3 protein-coding genes are annotated in these 23,319 nt (G+C 73.8%); 1 reads left to right on the top strand and 2 read right to left on the bottom strand.

Going from position 1 to position 23,319, the window contains the following annotated elements; all coding sequences use genetic code 11:
• Positions 1–130 precede the first annotated feature (130 nt).
• Positions 131–622 (top strand): EF-hand domain-containing protein, encoded by a 492-nt coding sequence (locus AB0G50_RS26975; protein ID WP_360113523.1) that lies wholly within the window; start codon positions 131–133, stop codon positions 620–622.
• A gap of 74 nt (positions 623–696) precedes the next feature.
• Here AB0G50_RS26975 and AB0G50_RS26970 read toward each other — a convergent pair whose 3' ends face one another.
• Together AB0G50_RS26970 and AB0G50_RS26965 are read right to left on the bottom strand one after the other, a co-directional pair.
• The gene (locus AB0G50_RS26970) at positions 697–2,034 is read right to left on the bottom strand and encodes an aminotransferase class III-fold pyridoxal phosphate-dependent enzyme (RefSeq protein WP_360113521.1); all 1,338 of its coding nucleotides are present in this window, start codon (positions 2,032–2,034) and stop codon (positions 697–699) included.
• An 11-nt stretch (positions 2,035–2,045) separates the two neighbouring features.
• Positions 2,046–23,297: an SDR family NAD(P)-dependent oxidoreductase gene (locus AB0G50_RS26965; protein WP_360113519.1), complete on the bottom strand. Its 21,252-nt coding sequence runs from the start codon at positions 23,295–23,297 to the stop codon at positions 2,046–2,048.
• Positions 23,298–23,319 lie beyond the last annotated feature (22 nt).

The following is a 23,319-nucleotide window of genomic DNA, read 5'->3' as shown; positions in this document are numbered from 1 at the left end:
ATGTCGTGGGGTGAACTTCCCGGGGCCGTGTTGCAGGTGCACAACCGACGGGCGACGCTGGACCGCGCAAGGACCGGGCGATGATTTTTCGCGTCCCGGAAACTCTTGACATCAACGGTGAGGCACCAGGATGACGACAATTTCCCCCACGGCTCGGCAGAAAATCGCCGAGTCCTTCGACCTCTTCGACACGAACCACGACGGGACCCTGACGAAGGACGACTTCACGCGGTACGCCGACAACCTGGCCCGCGCGTTCGGCCGCGATCCGCAGTCGCCGCCCGCCCGCAACCTCAAGCAGACCACCGAAGAGCTCTGGCAGAAGCTCCAGGTGTCGACCGGCGGCAAGCAGAGCGTCAGCCGGGAGGAGTTCCTCCAGTACCACGAGCGGACGCAGAGCCAGGAGCCGGAGATCCTCCAGTACGCGGACGCGATCTTCGAGCTGGCCGACGCGGACGGCAACGACCGGCTGAGCCGCGACGAGTTCGCCCGGGTGCAGCAGGCGCGCGGCGAGAAGAACCCGGCTTTCGTGGACGACGCCTTCGCCACGTACGACGCGGACGGCGACGGCGCGTTGACGAAGTCCGAATTCATCGAGTACATCCGGGACTTCATCGGCTAGTCACCCGCGAGCAGATTTCCGCTGCGCGGACTCCGTCGCGGCGCCGGTCCCGTCCGGCGCCGCGATTCGTCTTTTCAGATCATCCGGGAAAGGTCCGGCAGCACCCCGCGCAGCAGCTGCTCGATCTCGTCGAAATGGGCCTGCTCGCAGGTCAGCGGCGGCGCTATCTGGATGAACGGCAGGTCGTGGTCGCCGGCGCGGCAGTGCAGGCCGGCGGCGAAGAGGGCCTTCGTCAGGTAGTCGTCCAGGAGCCGTTCGCATTCCTCGGTGGTGAGCGGTTCACCGGTCGACTTGTCCTTGACCAGTTCGATGGAGTACAGGTAGCCGGCCCCGTGGACGGCGCGGACCATCGGCAGGTCGCACAGCCGCTCCAGGGTCGCGCGGAGCGCGGATTCGTGGTCGCGCACGTGGTCGAACACCCGCTCGCGCTCCACCAGGTCCAGGTGGGCGAGGGTCACCGCGGCCGAGAGCGGGTGGCCGCTGAAGGTGTAGCCGTTGAGCAGCAGGATGCCGGGGCGGCGCAGCGGCTCCATGATCCGTTCGGCGAAGATCATCGCCCCGATCGGGGCGTACCCGCTGCTCAGGCCCTTCGCCAGGCACATGATGTCGGGTTCCATGCCGTAGCGCTCACCGCCGAACATGTGGCCGAGCCGTCCCACCCCGCACACGACCTCGTCCGCGATCAGCAGCACGCCGTACCGGTCGCAGACCTCCCGGACCTCGCGGAAGTACCCGGGCGGCGGGGTCGCGCAGCCGGGGTGCGAGACGGGTTCCAGGAGGACCGCCGCGACCGTGTCCGGGCCCGCCGCCTCGATCGCCCGGGCGATCGCCGCGGCCGAGAAGCCCGCCGGCACCGTGCCGGTACCGGGCACCAGCGGTCCGAACACCTCGTCCATGAACGGGATGCCGCTCACGGCCATCGCGCCGTGGGTGCTGCCGTGGTAGGCGTCGTGCCGGCTGATCACCTTGTATCGCTGGGGTTGACCGATCAGCTTGAAGTACTGCTTGGCGAGCTTCCACGCGCTTTCGACGGTTTCGCTGCCACCGGAGGTGAAGAAGACGCGGTCGAGGTCGCGCGGCGCCAGGTGCGCCAGCCGTTCGGCCAGTTCGACCGCCTTCGGGTGCGCGCACTCGATGAGCGGGAAGTAGGCGAGGTCGCGTGCCTGCGCGACGGCGGGTTCGACCAGTTCGGACCGGCCGTGGCCCACCTGGACCACCCAGCAGGCGGAGACGGCGTCGAAGTACCGGCGTCCGGTCTCGTCCCAGACGTAGGGGCCCTCGCCCCGGGTGATCACCGGCACGGGTCGGTCGGTGTGGTCGCCGTAGCCGCGCAACAGGTGGTTCCGCGCTCGGTGGCCCAGCGGACCGGTCGGCACCGGGGCTGGTCGGGGCGGGCTCGGGGCGGTCGTCATGGTCTCTCCCATCAGGTGGCGGCCGGGTCTCGGTGCGACCGGGCGGTGAGCCAGTCGTGGACGGCCTGAGCGGTCGTGGCGGCGTGGTCGTCGATGATCGTGAAGTGGTCGCCGGGGACCTCCAGCGCCTGACCGGGGCACGCGGCGAGGCCGGAGGTGGTCTCGGCCGCGGTGACGCGCAGGATCGGTGTGTCCGGGGTCGGCGGTGTCCAGTCCTCGAAGAACCGCAGGTACCGGCCCATCGCGGTCGCCTGGGCGTCGTCGGCGCGCAGGTACGGCGCCGAGCCGACCAGCCGGGTGGTGATCGAGGCGAACTCCGGCACCGCCCCGCGCGCGGGAACCGGTGCGTCCAGCAGGACCACGGCGACGGGCGGGCGGCCGAGCCGGTCGAGGTGTCCGGCGAGCGCCTGGGCCAGCCATCCGCCGGACGAGTAGCCCAGCAGGACGACCTCGGTCGACGGGAGGTGGTCCGCGAGGGCGGTGGCGTGCAGGTCGAGTGCGACCTCGAGGGAGGTCGGCAGCCCGTCGGCGGCGTCGTAGCCCGGTGCCGGGAGCACCCAGACGTCCCGGTGGTCCCGGAAGGTCGCGGCGAACCGGGCGAACTGGTACGGGCTGGTCGGTGCCACGAGCGACGGCAGGCACACCAGGGCCGGTTCCTCGACCCCGTGCGCGAGCCGCACCGGCCGGGGCGGTTCCGGGTCCGCCGCGCGCAGGTGCGCCGCGATCGCCAGCAGGGTGAGCCCCTCGTCCAGCTTGCCGCGCTCGCACAGTTGCCGGTACACCGGGAGCAGCGTCGACTCGGGTGCCGGGTCGGCCGGTCGCGGTGCGGCGCTCCGCTCGGCCGGTTCGGCGTCCAGTCGGCCGGCCAGCTCCACCGGGGTGGCGCAGTCGAACACCGCGGTGGCCGGCAGTCGCAGTCCGGTGCGGGCGGCGAGCCGGTTGCGCAGTTCCACGGCGGTCAGCGAGTCGAGTCCCAACTCCAGGAACGGGCGGTCCGGTGCGACGGCGGCCGGGTCGGCGTGTCCCAGGGTCAGGGCGGTCTGTTCCCGGACGAGGTCGATCAGCGCCTGGCGCCGCTCGTGGTCCGGCAGGTCCTCCAAGCGAACGCGGGCGGTCGCCGCGGTGGGCCGCGGCGCTACCCGCACGAGGCCGCGCAGCAGCGGCGGCAGCGAACCCGCCCGCGCGTGGTCGCGCAACACGGTCGTGCTCCAGCGCAGCGGTGCCAGGGCGGGGTCGACGCCGGCCAGGGACCGGTCGAACAGGGCAAGACCTTCCGCGGCGTCGACGGGTTCCAGTCCGGAGCGGCGCATCCGCTCGACGTCGGCCGGCCCCAGGTGCGCCGTGAGGCCGCTGACCGGACGCCACGGTCCCCAGGCCAACGCGGTCGCGGGCAGCCCGGCGGCGTGCCGGTGGTGGGCCACCGCGTCGAGGAAGGCGTTGGCCGCGGCGTAGTTCGCCTGTCCCGGGCCGCCCAGGACCGCGGCGGCCGAGGACATGAGGACGAACATCGCGAGGTCGTGGTACCGGGTCAGCTCGTGGAGGTGGACCGCACCATCCACTTTGGACTGGAACACCGCGTCGACGTGCCGCTCGTCCAGGGTTTCCACCGTGTGGTCCTCGAGCGCGCCGGCCGCGTGGACGACACCGGTCAGCGGGTGGGCGGAGGGCACCGCGGCCAGTACCGCCGCGAGGTGGTCGCGGTCGCCGACGTCGCACGCCCGCACCGCCACCGTCGCGCCCCGCGCGCGCAACGCGGTGGCCAGTTCGGCCGCCCCCGACGCGCCTTCGCCCTGGCGGCTGACCAGCAGGAGGTGGCGGACGCCGTGCTCGGCCACCAGGTGCCCGGCCAGCAGCCCGCCCAGCGTGCCGGTGCCGCCGGTGATCAGGACCGTGCCGTCCGGGTCGAGCACGCGCGGCGCGGTGAGCACGACCTTGCCGACGGCGCGGCCCTGCGCCAGGTGCCGGAACGCCCCGCCCGCCCGGCGCAGGTCCCAGGACCGGGTCGGCAGCGGGCGGAACAGCCGCACGACCTCGCACAGCAGGTCGCGCAGGCGCTCCGGCCGCAGTCGGGTCAGGTCGTAGGGCTGGTAGCGCACACCGGGGTGCTCGCGCGCCACCGCCTCGGGCTCCCGCAGGTCGGTCTTGCCGAGTTCCAGGAAACTCCCGCCCGGTGCCAGGAGGTCCAACGACGCGTCCACGAACCGGCCGGAAAGCGAGTTCAGCACCACGTCGACCCCGCGTCCGCCGGTCGCGGCGAGGAAGGCGTCCCGGAACGCCGTCGACCGGGACGAGGCGAGGTGCGCGTCATCGAGCCCGAGGTCGCGCAGCGCGTCCCACTTGCCCTCGCTCGCCGTCGCGTACACCTCGGCGCCGAGCAGCCGGGCGATCCGCACCGCGGCCATGCCCACCCCGCCGGCGGCGGCGTGGACCAGCACCGACTGCCCGGCCCGCAGCCGCCCCAGGTCCCGCAGGCCGTGCAGGGCCGTCATGAAGGCCACCGGAACCGACGCGGCCTCCGCGAAGGACCACCCGTCCGGCACCCCGACCAGGAGCCGGTGATCGGTGATCACCACGGTGCCGAACGCGCCGGGGAACATCCCCATCACGCGATCGCCCACCGCGAGGCCGGTGACGTCGGGTCCGACGTCGAGGACCACCCCGGCGCCCTCGCCACCCAGGAGGTCGTCGCCCGGCACCACGGCCAGTTCGGCCAGCACGTCGCGGAAGTTCACGCCCGCGGCCCGGACGCCGAGGCGGACCTCGCCGGCCCGCAACGGCCGCAGCGCGTCCGGGCACGGGCGCTGCTCCGGGTCGCCGAGGGTGCCCGACCGGCGGGAGACCAGCCGCCACGGCCCCGGCACGGCGTCCGGCACGGTGACCAGGCGCGGCACCAGCAGCGCGTCGTCGCGCACCGCGAACTGCTCCTCTCCGGTGTCCGACGCCGCCGCGCGGGCGCCGTGGTCGGTGCCGTCGCCGGGGTCCACGAGCACGAACCGGTCGGGGTGCTCGGACTGCGCGGAGCGCACCAGGCCCCAGGCCGCGGCGGCGGACGGATCGACCTCGTCGCCGTCGCGCGCCACGACGGCGTGGCGCAGCAGCACGACGAGGCGCGAGGAGCCCAGGTCGGCGCGGCGCAGCCAGGCCTGCACCACCGCGAGCACGGTGCCCGTGAGTTCCCGCGCCGCGACCGGCAGGTCGACGCCGGCGCGGGGCGGGCAGTGCAGGAACACCGCGGCCGGCATGGGCGTGCCGGCGTCCAAGGCGTGCCGGAGGTCGGCCGGGTCGCGGAACTCGGCCGGGCGGTCCGGGGTCGGTGCGGCGTGGGCCGGCGCGGTGACCCAGTCCAGCCGGTACAGCGGGCCGCGGTCGGTGCCCGACATCGCGCGCAGCGCCACCGATTCCACGGTGACGACGGGGTTTCCCCGCTCGTCCCAGGTGTCCAGGGTCAGCGCGTCCGGGCCGGTGGTGGTGAGCCGTGTCCGCAGGGTCGTGGCCTCGACCGGGTGCAGGCGCACCCCGGCCCAGGTGAAGGGCAGGCGGGCGGGCGGGTTCTGGTCGCCGGCGAGGAAGGCGGTCTGGTGGGCGGCGTCGAGCAGGCAGGGGTTGATCACCCACGGGCCGGTGGCTCCCGGCTCGGTGGGCGCGACCTCGGCGAGGACCGCCTCGCCGTCCCGCCACGCCGCCCGGACGGCCCGGAACGCCGGTCCGTACTCGAATCCCTTGTCCGCCAAGGAGTCGTAGAAGTCGTCCAACGCGAGCGGGACCGCGTCCGGTGGCGGCCAGGGCGTCGGGTCGGGTGATGGCCGGGGCTCGGGTGTCGAGGGGACGAGCGCACCGGTGGCGTGCTGCGTCCACTGCGTGGCGTCGTTCTCGCGGGCGTGCAGGGTGACGGCGCGCCTGCCCGCGGCGTCGGGCGCGGACACGGTGAGCTGGACGTCGAAGCCCGACTCCGCCGGGACGATCAGCGGTGTGTGCAGCGTCAGCTCCTCGAGCAGGTCGCAGTCGAGTTCCCGGCCCGCGTGCAGCGCCATCTCCAGGACGGCCGCGCCCGGCACCACCACCCGGCCCCGCACGGCGTGATCGGCGAGCCACTGGTGGGTGCCGGTGGAAAGTCGGCCGGTGAACACGGTGAGCCCGCCGTCCGGGACGTCGACGCGGGCGGACAGGACGGCGTGCCGCGACGCCCGCTGCCCCAGCCCTCCGGCGTCGCGCACGTCGTTCGAGGCCCCGACCCAGTACCTCCGGTGTTGGAAGGGGTAGGTGGGCAGGTCGGTGTGGTGGGGTTGGTGGGGTTGGAGAACGGGTGTCCAGTCGACGGGGACGCCTCGGGTGTGCAGGTGGGCCAACGCGGTGAGGATTTGAGTGGTGGTGCCGTGGTCGCGGCGCAGGGTTCCGGTCACGGTGGCCGTGTCGTCGGTGATCTGCTCCACCGCGGTGGTCAACGTCGGGTGCGGGCTGGCTTCCACGAACGTCCGGTAGCCCTGGGCGTGCAGGGCGACCACGGCCTGGTGGAACCGCACCGGCTGCCTGAGGTTGTCGAACCAGTACCGCGGAGTCAAACCGTCGGTGTCCTGCCACTCCCCGGTGACCGTCGAGAAGAACCTGGTCGTGGTGGGCTGGGGCGTGATGCCGTCGAGTTCGGCCGACAACCGCTCGCGCAGCGGCGCGACGTGGGCGGAGTGGGAGGCGTAGTCCACGATCCGCTTGGCGCGGACGCCCCGGGACGCACAAAGCCGCTCCAGCCGTTCGACCGCGTCCAGGTCACCGGACACCACGGTCGAGTCGGGACCGTTGTAGGCGGCGATGACGACGCGGTCGCCTTCGAGGAGTCGCGTCGCCTGATCGGCGGACAACGCCAACGAGAGCATCGCGCCGGGGGTGTCGAGCACCAGCCGAGAGCGCACCGCCACGACCCGCGCCGCGTCCTGCACGCTCAACGCACCCGCCACACACGCAGCAGCCACCTCACCCTGCGAATGACCCACCACCACCGACGGCGTCACACCACACGACCGCCACACCCGAGCCAAACCCACCATCATCGCGAACAACACCGGCTGGACGACGTCGGTCCGCGACAACAGGTCACCCGGCTCCCGCAGCACCTCAGGCAACGACCACTCCACGAACGGCTCCAGGGCCGCCCCGCACTCCTCCACCGCCTCCGCGAAAACCCGCGACGACCCCAACAACGCACGACCCATCCCCACCCATTGCGAACCCTGACCCGGAAACACCATCACCACCCCGCCGTCGTGATCGGAGGCCGATCCCCGGACGAGCCCGGTGGTCTCGCGATCCTCCGCGAGTGCCTGAAGCCCGCCCACCAGCTCCCGGCGCGAGGAGCCGATGACGACGGCGCGGTGCGGGAAGTGGGTGCGAGTGGTCAGCGTGTGGGCGATGTCGGCCGTGGTGCCCGGCGCCCCGTCGGCGAGGTGGCCGAGCACCCGGGCGGCCTGCGCCCGCAACGCGGCGGGGGTGGTGGCCGACAGCACCCACGGCAGCGGCACGTCCGGACCCTCGGTCCGCGGCGGCGGTGTGGTGACGGGTGGTTGTTCCAGGATGAGGTGGGCGTTGGTGCCGGAGATGCCGAACGACGACACCCCCGCACGCCGCGGCCGACCGTTACCCACCCACGGCCGCGGCTCGTGCAGCAGGGCGACGTCGCCGGTGGTCCAGTCGACGTGACTCGACGGCGTGCCGGCGTTGAGGGTCGCGGGCAACGTCTCGTGCCGCAGCGCCAGCACCATCTTCAGCACACCCGCCACCCCGGCGGCGGCCTGCGTGTGACCGATGTTCGACTTCACCGACCCCAACCACAACGGCCGATCCCGATCACGCCCGTAGGCGGCCAACAACGCGGCGGCTTCGATCGGGTCACCCAACACCGTGCCGGTGCCGTGCGCCTCCACAACGTCCACATCGGACGGACGCAACCCCGCATTCGCCAACGCCTGCCGGATCACCCGCTCCTGCGCCGGACCACTCGGCGCCGTCAACCCATTGCTCGCACCATCCTGGTTCACCGCCGAACCACGAATCACCGCGAGAATCGGCCGACCAGCGCGACGAGCGTCGGACAACCGCTCCAGCACCACCACCCCGACGCCCTCGCCGAGCGCGGTCCCGTCCGCGTCGGCGGAGAACGGCTTGCAGCGGCCGTCCGGCGCGAGGCCTCCCTGCCGGCCGAGTTCCAGGAACGTGCCGGGGGTGCTCATGATCGTGACGCCGCCGGCCAACGCCGCGGACGACTCACCCGACCGCAACGACTGGCACGCCAGGTGGATCGCCACCAACGACGACGAACACGCGGTGTCCACGGTGACCGCGGGGCCTTCGAAGCCCAACGTGTAGGAGATCCGGCCGGCCATGACGCTCGCGGTGTTCCCGGTGGCGATGAAACCCTGCAACTCCGCCGGTGCGTTGCGGAGCAGTGCCAGGTAGTCCTGGCCGTTCGTGCCGGTGAACACCCCGGTCGGCGTGGCGCGCAACGAGGTCGGGTCGATGCCGGCGTTCTCCAGCGCCTCCCACGAGGCTTCCAGCAGGTGCCGCTGCTGCGGGTCGAGGGCCAGCGCCTCGCGGGGACTGATGCCGAAGAACTCCGAGTCGAACCCGGCCTCGTTCCCGGTGAAGTGCCCGTGCCGGGTGGTCGTGGTGCCGGGGTGGTCCGGGTCGGGGTGGTACAGCGCGGAGAGGTCCCAGCCCCGGTCCGCGGGGAACGCGGCCGTGGTCTCGCGTCGGGCGAGGAGTGCTTCCCACAGCCCTTCGGGTGTCGTGATGTCGCCGGGCAGGCGGCACGCCATGCCGGTGATCGCGATCGGCTCGTCGGTGGCGGTGGCCGGGCGCGCCGGTGCCGCGGTCGGGTGGGCGGCGGTGAGGACGCCGAGCAGGTGGTGGGCGAGGGCGTCGACGGTGGGGTGGTCGAAGGCGAGCGTCGTGGGCAGGTCGAGACCCGTCGCCCGGCGGAGGCGGTTGCGCAGTTCGACGGCGATCACGGAGTCGAAGCCGAGGTCGCGGAACGCGCGGGACGGGGCGACGTCCGTCGCGGAGGCGTGGCCCAGGACGGCGGCGACGTTCTGGCGCACGAGGTCCCGCACGGCGGCACCTCGGTCGGGGACCGCGTGGAGCCACCGCGCGTCGCCCGTCTCGCGGCCGGGCCCGGTGTCGGTCAGCGCCCGGACGTCGGGCAGGTCGCCGAGGAAGGGGCTCGGCCGGGCGGCGGTGTAGGCGGTGTGGAAGCGCGGCCAGTCCAGGTCCGCGATCGACACGACGTCGTCGCCGTTGGCGATGGCTCGTCGGAGCGCGGTGAGCGCCTGGTCGGGGTGCATCGCGCGGGCGCCGTGGCGCCGGGCGAGTTCGCCGATCGCGCCTTCGCCGACGCCCTGGCCCGTCCACAGCCCCCAGGCGACGGCCGTCGCGGGCAGACCCAGCCCTCGCCGGTGCTGCGCCAGGGCGTCGAGGAAGGCGTGCCCGGGGGCGTAGTTGCCTTGACCGGGGGCGCCGAACGTCCCGGCGAACGACGAGAAGAGCACGAACGCGGACAGGTCGAGCTCCCGGGTCAGCTCGTGCAGGTGCAGCGCGCCCTCCACCTTCGACCTGGCCGCCGCGCGCAGCCGGTCGGGGGTCAACGCGTCGATCGTGGCGTCGTCGAGAACTCCGGCCGCGTGGACGACCGCCGACAGCGGGTGTTCCGACGGCACCGCGGCGAGCAACCCCGCCACCTGGTCGCGGTCGGCGACGTCGCAGGCGACCGCGGTGACCTCGGCGCCGAGGTCGCGCAGGTCGGCCGCCAACTCGGCCGCACCGGGACTCGCCCCGCCCCGCCGGCTCGCGAGCAGCAGGTGCGGGGTGCCGTTGCGCGCCGACCAGCGCGCGAGTTGCCCACCCAGGCCGCCGGTGCCGCCGGTGATCAGGACGGTGCCCGCCGTGGGCCAGGCGGCTCGCGGGGTGGCGCGCCGCCGCGCGCGGTCGAGCCGGCGACGGCGGATGCCCGAGTGCCGCAGCGCGACCTGGTCCTCACCGTGCCCCTCGCCCAGCACGGCCGCCAGTTGGCGACGGGTCCGCCCGTCCGGGTTCTCGGGCAGGTCGACCAGGCCGCCCCAGCGGTCGGGGTGTTCCAGTGCCGCGATCCGCCCCAGGCCCCACACCGCCGCCTGACCCGGATCGCGCACCGGGTCCGCGGCGTCGGTCGAGACCGCGCCACGGGTGACGTACCACAGCGGCGCGGCGATCCCGCTGTCACCGAGCGCCTGGACGACGGTGAGGGCGGTGGCCAGGTGCCGGTGGGTGGTCTCGGCGTCCGGACGGGCGGCACCGCCGGCCAGGGTGGCCAACACCCCGGTGATGTCCGGGTGGGCGGCGTGGACATCCCGCAGCCGGCCCGCCAGGTGGGCGCGGTTCGTGGCGTCGTCGGCCGCTACGGACACGACCTGCGCACCGTGTTCACCGAGCGCGGTGACGCACAGATCGGTCGTCGGCCCGCCCGGTGGTGCGAGGACGAGCCACTTCCCCGCGAGCGCGGCGGCGCGGACGTCCAGGAGCGGCCAGACGACCCGGTACCGCCAGGAGTCCAGGACGTCGTCGGGTTCGGTCGAGGTCTCTTCCGGGCGGAGCCAGTAGTCCTGGTGCCGGAAGGGATAGGTGGGCAGGTCGGTGTGATGTGGTTGGTGGGGTTGGAGAACGGGCGTCCAGTCGACGGGGACGCCTCGGGTGTGCAGGTGGGCCAACGCGGTGAGGATTTGAGTGGTGGTGCCGTGGTCGCGGCGCAGGGTTCCGGTCACCGTGGCCGTGTCCTCGGTGATGCGCTCCACCGCGGTGGTCAACGTCGGGTGCGGGCTGGCTTCCACGAACGTCCGGTAACCCTCGGCGTGCAACGCCTCCACCGCCCGGTGGAACCGCACCGGCTGCCTCAGGTTGTCGAACCAGTACCGCGGAGTCAAACCGTCGGTGTCCTGCCACTCCCCCGTGACCGTCGAGAAGAACCTCGTGCCGGTGGTCTTCGGGGTGATCCCGTCGAGCTCGGCCGACAACCGCTCGCGCAACGGCGCGACGTGGACCGAGTGGGAGGCGTAGTCCACGATCCGCTTGGCGCGGACACCACGGGACGCACAAAGCCGCTCGACGCGCTCGATACCCGCCAGGTCGCCGGACACCACCGTCGACTCCGGTCCGTTGTAGGCGGCCACGGTGACGCCGCCGTCCCCGATCAGGTCGACGGTCTCCTCCGCGGACAGCGCCAGTGACGTCATCGCGCCGGGGGTGTCGAGCACCAACCGAGAACGCACCGCCACGACCCGCGCCGCGTCCTGCACGCTCAACGCACCCGCCACGCACGCGGCAGCCACCTCACCCTGCGAATGACCCACCACCACCGACGGCACCACACCACACGACCGCCACACCCGAGCCAAACCCACCATCACCGCGAACAACACCGGCTGCACCACATCGGTCCGCGACAACAGATCACCCGAACCCCGCAACACCTCCACCAACGACCACTCCACGAACGGCGCCAACGCCTCCCCGCACTCCTCCACCGCCTCCGCGAACACCCGCGAAGAACCCAACAACGCACGACCCATCCCCACCCACTGCGAACCCTGCCCCGGAAACACCATCACGACCTTCTCGCCGTGATCGACAACCGTCCCCCGGACGACCGTCGGGGTGTCCCGACCGGCTCGCACCGCTTCGAGCCCGCCCAGCAGTTCCTCGCGGGACTGGCCGACGACGGCCGCGCGGTGCGGGAAGTGGGTGCGCGCGGCGAGGGTGTGCGCGACGTCGGCGGTGCTGCCCGACGGGTCGGTGGCGAGGTGGGCGTGCAGCCGGGCAGCCTGTTCCGCCAACCCGTCCGGGGTTTTCGCGGACAGGAGCCACGGGAGCGGCGTGTCGGGATCCTCGGTTTGTGGTGGGGCGACGGGTGATTGCTCCAAGATCACGTGGGCGTTGGTGCCGGAAATGCCGAACGACGACACCCCCGCACGCCGCGGCCGACCGTTCCCCACCCAGGGCTGCGACTCGTGCAGCAAGGAAATGCGACCCGCGTCCCAGTCCACGTGCGGCGACGGCGTGCCGGCATGCAATGTCGCGGGAAGTTCGTTGTGCCGCAACGCCAACACCATCTTCAGCACACCCGCCACCCCCGCGGCGGCCTGCGTGTGACCGATGTTCGACTTCACCGACCCCAACCACAACGGCCGATCCCGATCACGCCCGTAGGTCGAGAGCAGAGCGGTGGCCTCGATCGGATCGCCCAGGACGGTGCCCGTCCCATGGGCCTCCACAGCGTCCACATCGGACGGTTGCAGACCCGCGTTCGCCAACGCCTGCCGGATCACCCGCTCCTGCGCCGGACCACTCGGAGCCGTCAACCCATTACTCGCACCATCCTGGTTCACCGCCGAACCACGAATCACCGCCAGAATCGGCCGACCATGGCGACGAGCGTCGGACAAGCGCTCCAACACCACCACCCCGGCACCCTCGGACCACGCCGTGCCGTCCGCGTCCGCCGAGAACGACTTGCACCGACCGTCCGGAGCCAACCCGCGCTGCCGGCTGAACTCCACGAACGTCGCCGGAGTGCTCATGATCGCGACGCCACCGGCCAACGCGAGCGACGACTCACCCGACCGCAACGACTGGCACGCCAGGTGGATCGCCACCAACGACGACGAACACGCCGTGTCGACCGTGACCGCGGGCCCTTCCAGCCCGAAGGTGTAGGAGAGTCGACCCGACGCCACCGACCCGGCGTTGCCGCTGCCGAGATGACCCTCCAACCCGGCGGGCACCGAGCCGGGCCGCAACCTGCTCGCGTAGTCGTGGTACATCACCCCGGCGAACACGCTCGTCGCCGAACCCCGCAACCCCACCGGATCCACACCCGAGCGCTCCAACGCCTCCCACGACACCTCCAACAACAACCGGTGCTGCGGATCCACCGCCACCGCCTCACGCGGACTCACCCCGAAGAACCCCGCGTCGAACCCCGCCGCGTCGTGCAGGAACCCGCCCTCGCGGACGTAGGACCGGCCGGTGGCGTCCGGGTCGGGGTCGTACAACGCCTCCACGTCCCACCCGCGGTCGACCGGGAAGCCCGAGATCGCGTCACCCGACTCGGACAGCAGCCGCCACAGCTCCTCGGGCGTCGTCACGCCGCCGGGAAACCGGCACCCCATGCCGACCACGGCGATCGGTTCGGCGGTCGGCGCCGCGGCGACGGCGGTTTTCGGGCGGTCCCCGGCCGATTCGCGGTGCAGGTGCTCGCCCAGCCGACCCGGCGTGGGGTGGTCGAACACCACGGTGCTGGGCAGCCTCCGCCCGAGGGCGGCGTTGAGGCGGTTGCGCAATTCGACCGCGAGCAGGGAGTCGAAGCCGAGTTCGAGGAACGGGCGGTCGTCGGGGATGTCCGCCGGGTCGCGGCGCCCGAGCACGACGGCCGTCTCCGCGCGGACCAGGCGCAGCAACTCCTCGCGGCCCAGGCCGTCGCGGTGGGTCGTGCGTCGACCACGCGGCACCAGCCGGTCGAACAGCGGGGGCAACGCGGCGCGCCGCGCACCGGCCAGGTCGAGGTGCAGCGGGATGAGGTGCGGCGACTGCGCGCGGTGTGCCCGGTCGAACAGCGCCAACCCCTGCTCGGTGGTCAAGGGGAGGACACCGGCGCGGGCGACGCGCTCGGTGGTCGGTCCGGTGGCCATGCCCTCGGCCGCGGCCCACGGTCCCCACGCCAGGGACGTCGCGACCTGTCCGCGCGCGACGCGGTGGTGCGCCAGGGCGTCGAGGAACGCGTTCGCGGCGGCGTAGTTCGCCTGCCCCGGGTTGCCCAGGCACGCGGCCGCCGAGGAGAACAACGCGAACAACGCGAGATCGTGGTCCCGGGTCAGTTCGTGCAGGTGCCACGCTCCCGACACCTTCGGCGCGAGCACCGTGCGCACCTGGTCCGCCGTGAGGTTCTCCAGCGTCCCGTCATCGATCACCCCGGCCGCGTGGACCACGCCGGTCAGCGGGCGCTCCTCGGTGGCCCGGGACAGCACGCGGGCGAGGGCGGCGCGGTCGGTGACGTCGCACGGGACGACGCTCACCCGCGCGCCGAGCCCGCGCAGGTCGTCGAGGACGGGATCGGGCAGCCTGCCGGTCCGGCTCGTGAGCACCAGGTGGCGGACGCCGTACGAGGTCACGAGGTGGCGGGCCAGCGCACGCCCCAGCGCGCCGGTCCCGCCGGTGACGAGGACGACCCCGTCCGGGTTCAGCGGTCGGGGTTCGGCGTCGCCGACGACGCGGGTCACGCGCGGGGCGAAGCACGCGCCGTCGCGCACGGCGGTTTGCGGTTCGTTGGCGGCCAGCACGCCGGCGAGGCGCTCGGGCGGGCAGGTCTCGTCCAGGTCGACCACGACGAACCGGTCGGGGTGCTCGTTCTGCGCCGTGCGCACCATCCCCCACACCGGTGCCGCGGCCGGGTCGGGTGCGTCCCCGGGCCGGGCCGCCACGGCGTTGCGCGTGACGACGACCAGTCGGGTGCCGGCGAGTTGCCCGTGGGCCAACCAGCTCCGCAGCAGCTCGAGCAGGCGGTGGACGCCGTCGACCGCCGCGGTGGGCACGGCGGTGTCGGGGGTCGGCGCGCAGTGCAGCAGGACGGTTCCCGGCTCGGGGTTCCCCGCGTCGACGGACTCGGCGAGCGCCGTGATGTCCTCGGGCGCGCCGATGGTCGTCCAGTCCGGGGTCGCGGCGGAGATCGGGACCGGAACCCAGTCCAGGCGGTAGAGGGAGCCGTGGGCGGTGGTGTGCGTCGCCGGGCGCAGCGTCAGCGATCCCACGGTCACCACCGGGCGTCCGCCCTCGTCCCACGCGGTCAGCGCGAGGGTGTCGGTGGCGGTCGCGGTGACCCGGGCGCGGAGGTCGGTGGCCCCCTTGGCGTGCACCCGGACGTGCCTCCAGGTGAACGGCAGGCGCGGGGTGTCGTCGTGCCGGGCGGGGTGGGCGCCGTGCAGGACGGCGTCGAGCAACGCGGGGTGCACGGTCCACCGGTCGGCGCGCTCACCGCCCGTCGTCGTCTCGGTGAGGACGTCCTCGCCCTGCCGCCAGGCGTGCCGGAGCCTCCGGAACTCGGGCCCGTAGTCGAAACCGGCCCGCGCCAGGTGGTCGTAGCACTCGGCCGGGTCGAGGGCGACCGCGTCCGCCGGCGGCCATTGCGCCGGCGGGGCGGGAGGTTCGGCGGTGTCCGGGGCGACGAGGGTGCCGGTCGCGTGGGCGACCCAGGTGTCGTCGGTGTCGCGGCGCGCGTGGACGTCCAGGCCGCGCCGGCCGGTGGCGTCGGGAGCGGTGACGCGCACCCGGAGGGCGATGTCGTCGTGCCCGGTCGGTTCCAGCGGCGTGTGCACGGCGAGTTCCTCGACACCGCCGCAGCCGAGTTCGTGACCGCTGTGCAGCGCCAGGTCGAGGAACACCGTGCCGGGCACCAGCACCGCGCCGCCCACGACGTGGTCCGCGAGCCACGGTTGCGCGGTGAGCGACAGCCGACCGGTGAACACCGTGCCGTCCCCGTCGGGCAGGTCGACCCGCGCGGTCAGCACCGGGTGGGACGACCGGCGCTGGCCGAGCCCCCGGGCGTCACCGCCGCCCGCCGGGGCCTGCGCCCAGTAGTCCTCGTGCTCGAAGGCGTAGGTGGGCAGGTCGACGTGCCGGGGCCGGTGGTCGCGCAGGGCCGCGGCCCAGTCCACGGCGGTGCCCCGCGCGTGCAGGCGGGCGAGCGCGGTGGTGAAGGCTTCGGGCCGGTCGGGCCGCAGCACCGGGGTGCCGTCGTCGAGCAGGGCGGTGAGCGTCGGGTGGCCGAGTTCGAGGAACTCGACCTGGTGGTGCTCGGTCAACCAGGTGACCGCGTCGTGGAACCGCACGGGGTGGCGCGCCTGCCGCACCCAGTAGTCGGCGGTGGCGATGTCCGGGTCGGGTCGACCGGTCAGGGTGGACACGACGGGGATTTCCGGCGGGCGGAACGCGACGCCGTCGAGCACTTCGCGGAACTCGGCGGTGATGGCGTCCACGTGCCGGCTGTGGAAGGCGTGCCGCGTGCGCAGTCGCCGCGTCCTTCGTCCCTGCCGGGTCCAATGGGCGACCACGTGGTCGATCACGTCCGGGTCGCCGGAGACGACGGTGTCGGCGTCGGTGTTGACGGCGGCGACGGCGATGTCGCCGCAGTGCGCCAGGACCTCCGCTTCGGTGGCGTTGACGGAGGCCATCGCCCCCGGCGGGAGTCGTTCCATGAGCTGCCCGCGGGCCGACACCAGGCGGCAGGCGTCGGGCAGCGTGAGCACGCCGGCGATGTGCGCCGCCGCGACCTCGCCCACCGAGTGCCCCACGAGGAAGTCGGGCACCAGGCCGAACTCGGCGGTCAGCCGGTGGAGGGCCACCTGGAGCGCGAACAGCGCCGCCTGCGTGCCGCCGGTCGAGTCGAGCAGGTCCGGGTCGGCGACGACCACCGACAGCGGCCGGGCCAGGTGCGGGTCGAGTTCCGCGCGGACCTCGTCCCACGCCCGCGCGAACGACGGGAAGCGGTCGTACAGCTCCCGGCCCATGCCCGGCCGTTGGGCGCCTTGACCGGGGAGCAGCACGACCAGGCGGCCGCGCTCCTGTCGGGCCGTGCCCTGGACGACGCCGGGCGCGGTGCCGCCCTTCGCCAGGGTGTCGAGGCCGTCGAGGAGTCGGGCCCGGGTGTCCCCGAGGACCACCGCGCGGTGCGGGAAGCGGGTGCGGGTGGTCAACGTGTGCGCGATGTCGGCCGTGGTGCCCGGCGGACCGGTGTCCAGGTGGGCGCGCAGCCGCGCGGCTTGCGCCCGCAGGGCGCCGGGGGTCTTGGCGGACAGCACCCACGGCACGGTGGTGGCCGGGTCGTCGCCGGCCGGCTCCGCGCCGGCGGGCGGTTGTTCGAGGACGACGTGGGCGTTGGTGCCGGAGATGCCGAACGACGACACCCCCGCACGTCGCGGCCGACCGTTCTCGACCCACGGCTGTGGCCGGTTCAGCAGGGAGATCCGGTCCGCGTCCCACTCCACGTGGGGAGACGGCGTGCCGACGTGCAGCGTCGCGGGAAGTTCGTTGTGCCGCAACGCCAACACCATCTTCATCACACCTGCCACCCCGGCGGCGGCCTGCGTGTGACCGATGTTCGACTTCACCGACCCCAACCACAACGGCCGATCCCGATCACGCCCGTAGGTCGAGAGCAGAGCGGTGGCCTCGATCGGATCACCCAACACCGTGCCCGTGCCGTGCGCCTCCACAACGTCCACATCGGACGGACGCAACCCCGCGTTCGCCAACGCCTGCCGGATCACCCGCTCCTGCGCCGGACCACTCGGAGCCGTCAACCCGTTGCTCGCACCATCCTGGTTCACCGCCGAACCACGAATCACCGCCAGAATCGGCCGACCAGCGCGACGAGCGTCGGACAACCGCTCCAACACCACCGCCCCGGCACCCTCGGACCACGCCGTGCCGTCCGCGTCCGCCGAGAACGACTTGCACCGACCGTCCGGAGCCAACCCGCGCTGCCGGCTGAACTCCACGAACGTCGCCGGGGTCGACATCACCGTCACCCCGCCGGCCAACGCCAGGCTCGACTCGCCGGACCGCAACGACTGGCACGCCAGGTGGATCGCCACCAACGACGACGAACACGCCGTGTCCACGGTGACCGCCGGGCCTTCCAAACCCAGGCTGTAGGACACGCGGCCCGACGCCACCGACCCGGCGTTGCCGCTGCCCAGGTGGCCCTCCAACCCCGGGGGTACCCCGCCGGCCATCAGCCGTGCCGCGTAGTCGTGGTACATCACCCCCGCGAACACGCTCGTCGCCGAACCCCGCAACGCGACCGGATCCACACCCGACCGCTCCAACGCCTCCCACGACACCTCCAACAACAACCGGTGCTGCGGATCCACCGCCACCGCCTCACGCGGACTCACCCCGAAGAACCCCGCGTCGAACCCCGCCGCGTCGTGCAGGAAGTTCCCGTGCCGGGTGGTCGAGGTGCCCGGGTGGTCCGGGTCCGGGTCGTACAGCGCGTCGAGGTCCCAGCCGCGATCGGTCGGGAACGTCGTGGTGGTGTCCCGTCCGGTGCGCAGGAGTTCCCACAGCTGGTCGGGGGTGCCGACGCCACCGGGGAGGCGGCAGGCCATGCCGGTGATGGCGATCGGCTCGTCCGAGGACGTGCGGACCGGTGCCCGGGCGGTGCGGGCGGCCTGCCGGGAGGTGTGGAGGTGTCGGGCGAGCGCGGTGGCCGTCGGGTGGTCGAACGCGGCGGTGGTCGACAGCCGCAGGCCGGCGGCGCGGTTGAGGCGGTTGCGCAGGTCGACCGCGCCGAGCGAGTCGAAGCCCAGGTCGCGGAAGTTCCGCTCCGGGTCGACGTGCCCGGGTCCGGGGTGGCCGAGCACGATCGCCAGGTGGGTGCGGACCAGGTCGAGGCACGCCTCGAAGTCGTCGTACCGGCCGACCGGCGCGGCGTCGGGAACCCGCGGCCGGGCCGGGACCAGTTCGGCGTAGAGCGGCAGGCTCGCCGCGTGGGCGCGGAGCGCGGCGAGGTCGAGGTGCAGCGGGACGACGTGGGGCAGCGGTGTGCGGCGCGCCCGGTCGAACAGCGCGAGCCCCTGGTCCGCGGTCAGCGGGCGGAACCCGGTGAGCGCCATGCGCCGGACGTGGGTCGGCGCCAGCCGCGCCGACATCCCCTCGGCCGTGGCCCACGGTCCCCACGCGAGCGAGGTCGCGGGCAGCCCCAGGGCGTGCCGGTGGTGGGCCAGCGCGTCGAGGAACGCGTTCGCGGCGGCGTAGTTGCCCTGTCCCGGGTTGCCCAGGCACGCGGCCGCCGAGGAGAACAACGCGAACAGCGCGAGATCGTGGCCCAGGGTGAGTTCGTGCAGGTGCCACGCTCCCGACACCTTCGGCGCGAACACCCCGCGCGTCCGGTCCGGCGTCAGGGTCGCCACCGTCGCGTCGTCGACGATCCCGGCGGCGTGCACCACCCCCACCAGCGGGTGCTCCGCCGGGATGTCGGCGAGCACCGCGGCCAAGGCGGCCCGATCACCGACGTCGCACGCGGCGATCGTCACCTCGGCGCCCGCGGCGGTCAGCTCGGCGCGCAACTCCCGCGCCGCCCCGGCTCCGCGCCGGTTGAGCAGGAGCAGGTGTCGGACACCGTCGTGGGCGACGAGGTGGCGGGCCACGTCCGCGCCCAGCGCGCCGGTCCCGCCGGTGATCAGCACCGTTCCCGCGGCGTCGAGTGCGCGGGGTTCGGCGGTGCCCGTGACCCTGGTGAGGCGCGCGCCGCGGACGACGCCGGCGCGCAGGGCGAGCTGCGGCTCGGTGGTGGCGGGCGCGGTCGGCGGGTCGTCGGCGTCGAGGTCGAGGAGGGTGAACCGGTCCGGGTACTCGGCTTGCGCGCTGAGCAGCAGGCCGCGGACGGCGGCGCCGACGGGGTCGACGGTGTCCTCCGGCAGGACCCCGACCGCGGTGCGGGTGGCGAGGACCAGGTGGGTGTCGGCGAGCCGGTCGCAGGACAGCCACGCCTGGAGCAGCTCCAGGTAGCGGGTGGTCAACGCCGCCGCGGCGGTCGGGACGTCGAGCTCGGGCGCGGGCGGCAGCGGTGCCAGGACGACGGTGTCCGGCGGTGTCGCGCCGGACTCGACGTCGCGGACGAACGCCGCGAGGTCGTCGGTGGTGGTGTGGTCGCGCGCACCCGGCTCGAGGCTCAGCGGGGCCCACGTGACCCCGAACAGCTCGCCGCCGCCCGGGGTGGCGCGGCGCAGGGTCAGGGCACCGACGGTGAGGACCGGTCGACCGGCCTCGTCGTGGGCGCGCAGCCGCACCGTGTCCGGTCCCGTGGCGGTGAGCCGGGCCCGCAGCACCGTCGCGCCCGCGGCGAGCGGCCGGACGTCCTCCCAGGAGAAGGGAAGCCGGGCGGCGGTGTCGTCGGCGGTGAGCGAGGCCGCGTGCAGGGTGGCGTCGAGCAGCGCCGGGTGCACGGTCCACCGGTCGGCCCGCGCCACGTCGGTCAGGACGGCCTCGGCCAGGACGTCGTCGCCGTCCCGCCACGCCCCGCGCAAGCCCCGGAACGCGGGACCGTAGTCGAATCCCGCGTCCGCGAGCCTCGGGTAGCAGTCGGCGAGGTCGACCGGCTCGGCGCCGGGTGGCGGCCACGCGCCCGAGTCGACGAGCGCGTCCTCCTCGGCGCGGTCCAGGGTTCCGGTGGCGTGCCTGACCCATTCGTCCTCTGTGGACGGACGGGAGTGGATGGCGAGCGCGCGACGACCCTGGTCGTCCGGCGGGTCCACCACGAGTTGCACCGCGGTGGTGTCGTTGTCGGGCAGGACGAGTGCGGTGTGGAGGGTCAGGTCGGCGAGCCGGTCGCGGCCCGAGTCGCGCAGCGCGTGCAGGGCGAGGTCGAGGAAGGCCGTACCCGGCAGGACGGCGCGCCCGTCGACCCGGTGGTCGGCGAGCCAGGGCTGGGCGAGCGGCGACAGGGTGCCGGTGAACACGGTGTGGCCGGTGTCGGGCAGGTCGAGGCGGGCGGTCAGGACGGGGTGCCGGGAGAACTGCCGGCCGAGGCTCTGCGGGTTCCCCGTGGCGGCGACGTGCAGCCAGTACCGCTCGCGTTGGAACGGGTAGCCGGGCAGGTCCACGTCACGGGGGTCGTGGTCGCGCAGGACCGGGGACCAGTCGACGGTGCCGCCGGTGGTCCACAGGTGCGCCAAGGCGCCGAGCAGGCCGTCCGGCTCGGACCGGTCCTCGCGCAGCACGGCGAACGCCGGGTCGCCGAGGGTGGCCGGACCGAGTTCCAGGAAACGGGTGGTGCCGTCGGCCTCGAGCCACCGCAGCGCGTCGTGGAACCGGACCGGTTCGCGCGACTGCCGCGCCCAGTAGGCGGCGGTGGTGAGATCGGTGTCGGGCCGGCCGGTCAGGGTGGACACGATCGGCGTGCTCGGCCGGTGGAAGGCGACCCGCTCCAGCGCCCGGCGGAACGGGTCGAGGACGGCCTCGACGTGACGGCTGTGGAACGCGTGCCGGGTGCGCAGCCGGCGGGTGCGCCGGCCCTGCGCCTCCCAGTGCGCGACGACCCGGTCGACCGCGTCGGCCTCACCGGAGACCACGGTGTGCCCGGCGCTGTTGACGGCCGCGATCTCGACGTCACCGCCGTGGGCCAGGACCTCCCGTTCGTCGGCCTGGATCGACGCCATCGCGCCCGGGGGCAGGGTGGCCATGAGCTTCCCGCGGACGCCGACCAGGTGGCAGGCGTCGGCCAGGGTGAGCACGCCGGCGACGTGCGCGGCGGCGAACTCGCCGACCGAGTGGCCGACGAGGTGGTCGGGGACGAGGCCGAAGTCCCCGAGCAGCCGGTGCAGGGCCACCTGGAAGGCGAACAGGGCGGCCTGGGTGTACTCGGTGCCCGCGAGCCGGTCGTCGGCGCCGAACACCACGTCGGTCAGCGGCAGGTCGAAGTGCTCGCACACCTCGTCCCACGCCCGCGCGAACACCGGGAAGCGGTCGTGCAACTCGCGGCCCATCCCCGGCCGTTGGGCACCTTGGCCGGGGAACAGCAGGGTCAACCCTCCCCCGGGCCGCGCCGTGCCCCGGACCACCCGGGCGTCCTCCCGGTCTGCCGCGAGCGACGTGAGCCCGGCGAGCAGGTCCTCCCGCGTGGCGCCGAGGACGACGGCCCGCTCCCCGAAGGCCGTCCGCCTGGTCGAGGACAGGGCGATGTCCGCCGTGCCGCCGGGCGCGCCGCCGGCGAGGTGCTCGTGCAGCCGCGTGGCGCACGCGCGCAACGCGGCGGGGGTTTTCGCGGACAGCACCCAGGGCAGGGGTGTGCCGGGGTCCGGTGCGGGCGGTCGTGGTGTTCCCGGCGGTGACTCGAGGATCAGGTGGGCGTTGGTGCCCGAGATGCCGAAGGAGGAGATGCCCGCCCTCCGGGGTTCTCCCCGATCCGGCCACGGTTGCGGACGGGCGAGCAGTTCCAGCGCGCCCGAGGCCCAGTCCACGTGCTCGGTGGGGCGGTCGGCGCGCAGGCTGGCGGGCAATTCGCCGTGCTGGAGCGCGAGGGTCATCTTGATGATGGCGGCGACACCGGCGGCGGCCTGGGTGTGGCCGATGTTGGACTTCACCGAACCCAGCCACAGCGGCCGGTCCCGGTCGCGCCCGTAGGTCGCGAGCAGGGCGTTGGCTTCGATCGGGTCGCCCAGCACCGTGCCGGTGCCGTGCGCCTCCACGGCGTCCACATCGGACGGACGCAACCCCGCGGCGGCCAGGGCGCGCCGGATGACGTCCTGCTGCGCGAGCCCGTTCGGCGCCGTCAACCCGTTGCTGGCGCCGTCCTGGTTGACGGCGCTGCCCCGGATGACCGCGAGCACGCGGTGGTTGTTGCGCCGGGCGTCGGACAACCGTTCCAGGACCAGCGTCCCGACGCCCTCGGACCACGCCGTGCCGTCCGCGTCGCGGGAGAAGGGCTTGCAGCGCCCGTCCGGCGCCAGGCCGCGCTGCCTGCTGAACTCCACGAACACGAACGGCGTGGCGATGAGCGTGACGCCGCCGGCCAGGGCGAGGGTCGACTCGCCCGAGCGCAGCGACTGGCACGCCAGGTGCACGGCGACCAGGGAGGACGAGCACGCCGTGTCGACCGACACCGCGGGGCCTTGCAGCCCGAGCGTGTAGGAGACGCGGCCGGAGGCGACGGAACCGGCGCTGCCGCTGCCGATCGAGCCCTCCAGGCCCTCCGGGATCGGGTTGGTGATCAACCGGCCGCCGTAGTCGTAGTACATGATCCCGGTGAACACCCCGGTCCGGCTGCCGCGCAGGTCGGTCGGGTCGATGCGGGCGCTTTCCAACGCCTCCCAGGAGGTCTCCAGCAGCAGCCGCTGTTGCGGGTCGACGGCCAGGGCGTCGCGGGGGCTCACGCCGAAGAACCCGGGGTCGAAGTCCGCCGCGCCGGTCACGAAGTGGCCGTGCCGCACGGAGGACTTCCCGACCGCGTCCGGGTCGGGGTCGTGGATCGCGGGGTCCCAGCCGCGGTCGGTCGGGAACTCCGAGACCGTGTCGCGGCCGGCGGCCAGCAGGTCCCACAAGCCCCCGGGCGTGGTCACGCCGCCGGGGAACCGGCAGGCCATGCCCACGACGGCCACCGGTTCCGCGGTCTCCGACTCCCGCAACCGCCGGCGGGTCTGCCCCAGGTCGGCGGTGACCTTCCTGAGGTAGTCGCGCAGCTTCTGTTCGTTCGACATCGGCAGCCTTCTCCCCGACCGG

This window comes from Actinosynnema sp. NPDC020468, from assembly GCF_040642015.1.
Classification (GTDB): Bacteria; Actinomycetota; Actinomycetes; order Mycobacteriales; family Pseudonocardiaceae; genus Actinosynnema.
This window is presented reverse-complemented; position numbering and strand designations above follow the sequence as displayed.

Coding starts and splice junctions, on each gene's coding strand:
- AB0G50_RS26975 (WP_360113523.1), top strand. CDS start 131: ATGACGACAATTTCCCCCACGGCTCGGCAGAAAATCGCCGAGTCCTTC.
- AB0G50_RS26965 (WP_360113519.1), bottom strand. CDS start 23,297: ATGTCGAACGAACAGAAGCTGCGCGACTACCTCAGGAAGGTCACCGCC.
- AB0G50_RS26970 (WP_360113521.1), bottom strand. CDS start 2,034: ATGACGACCGCCCCGAGCCCGCCCCGACCAGCCCCGGTGCCGACCGGT.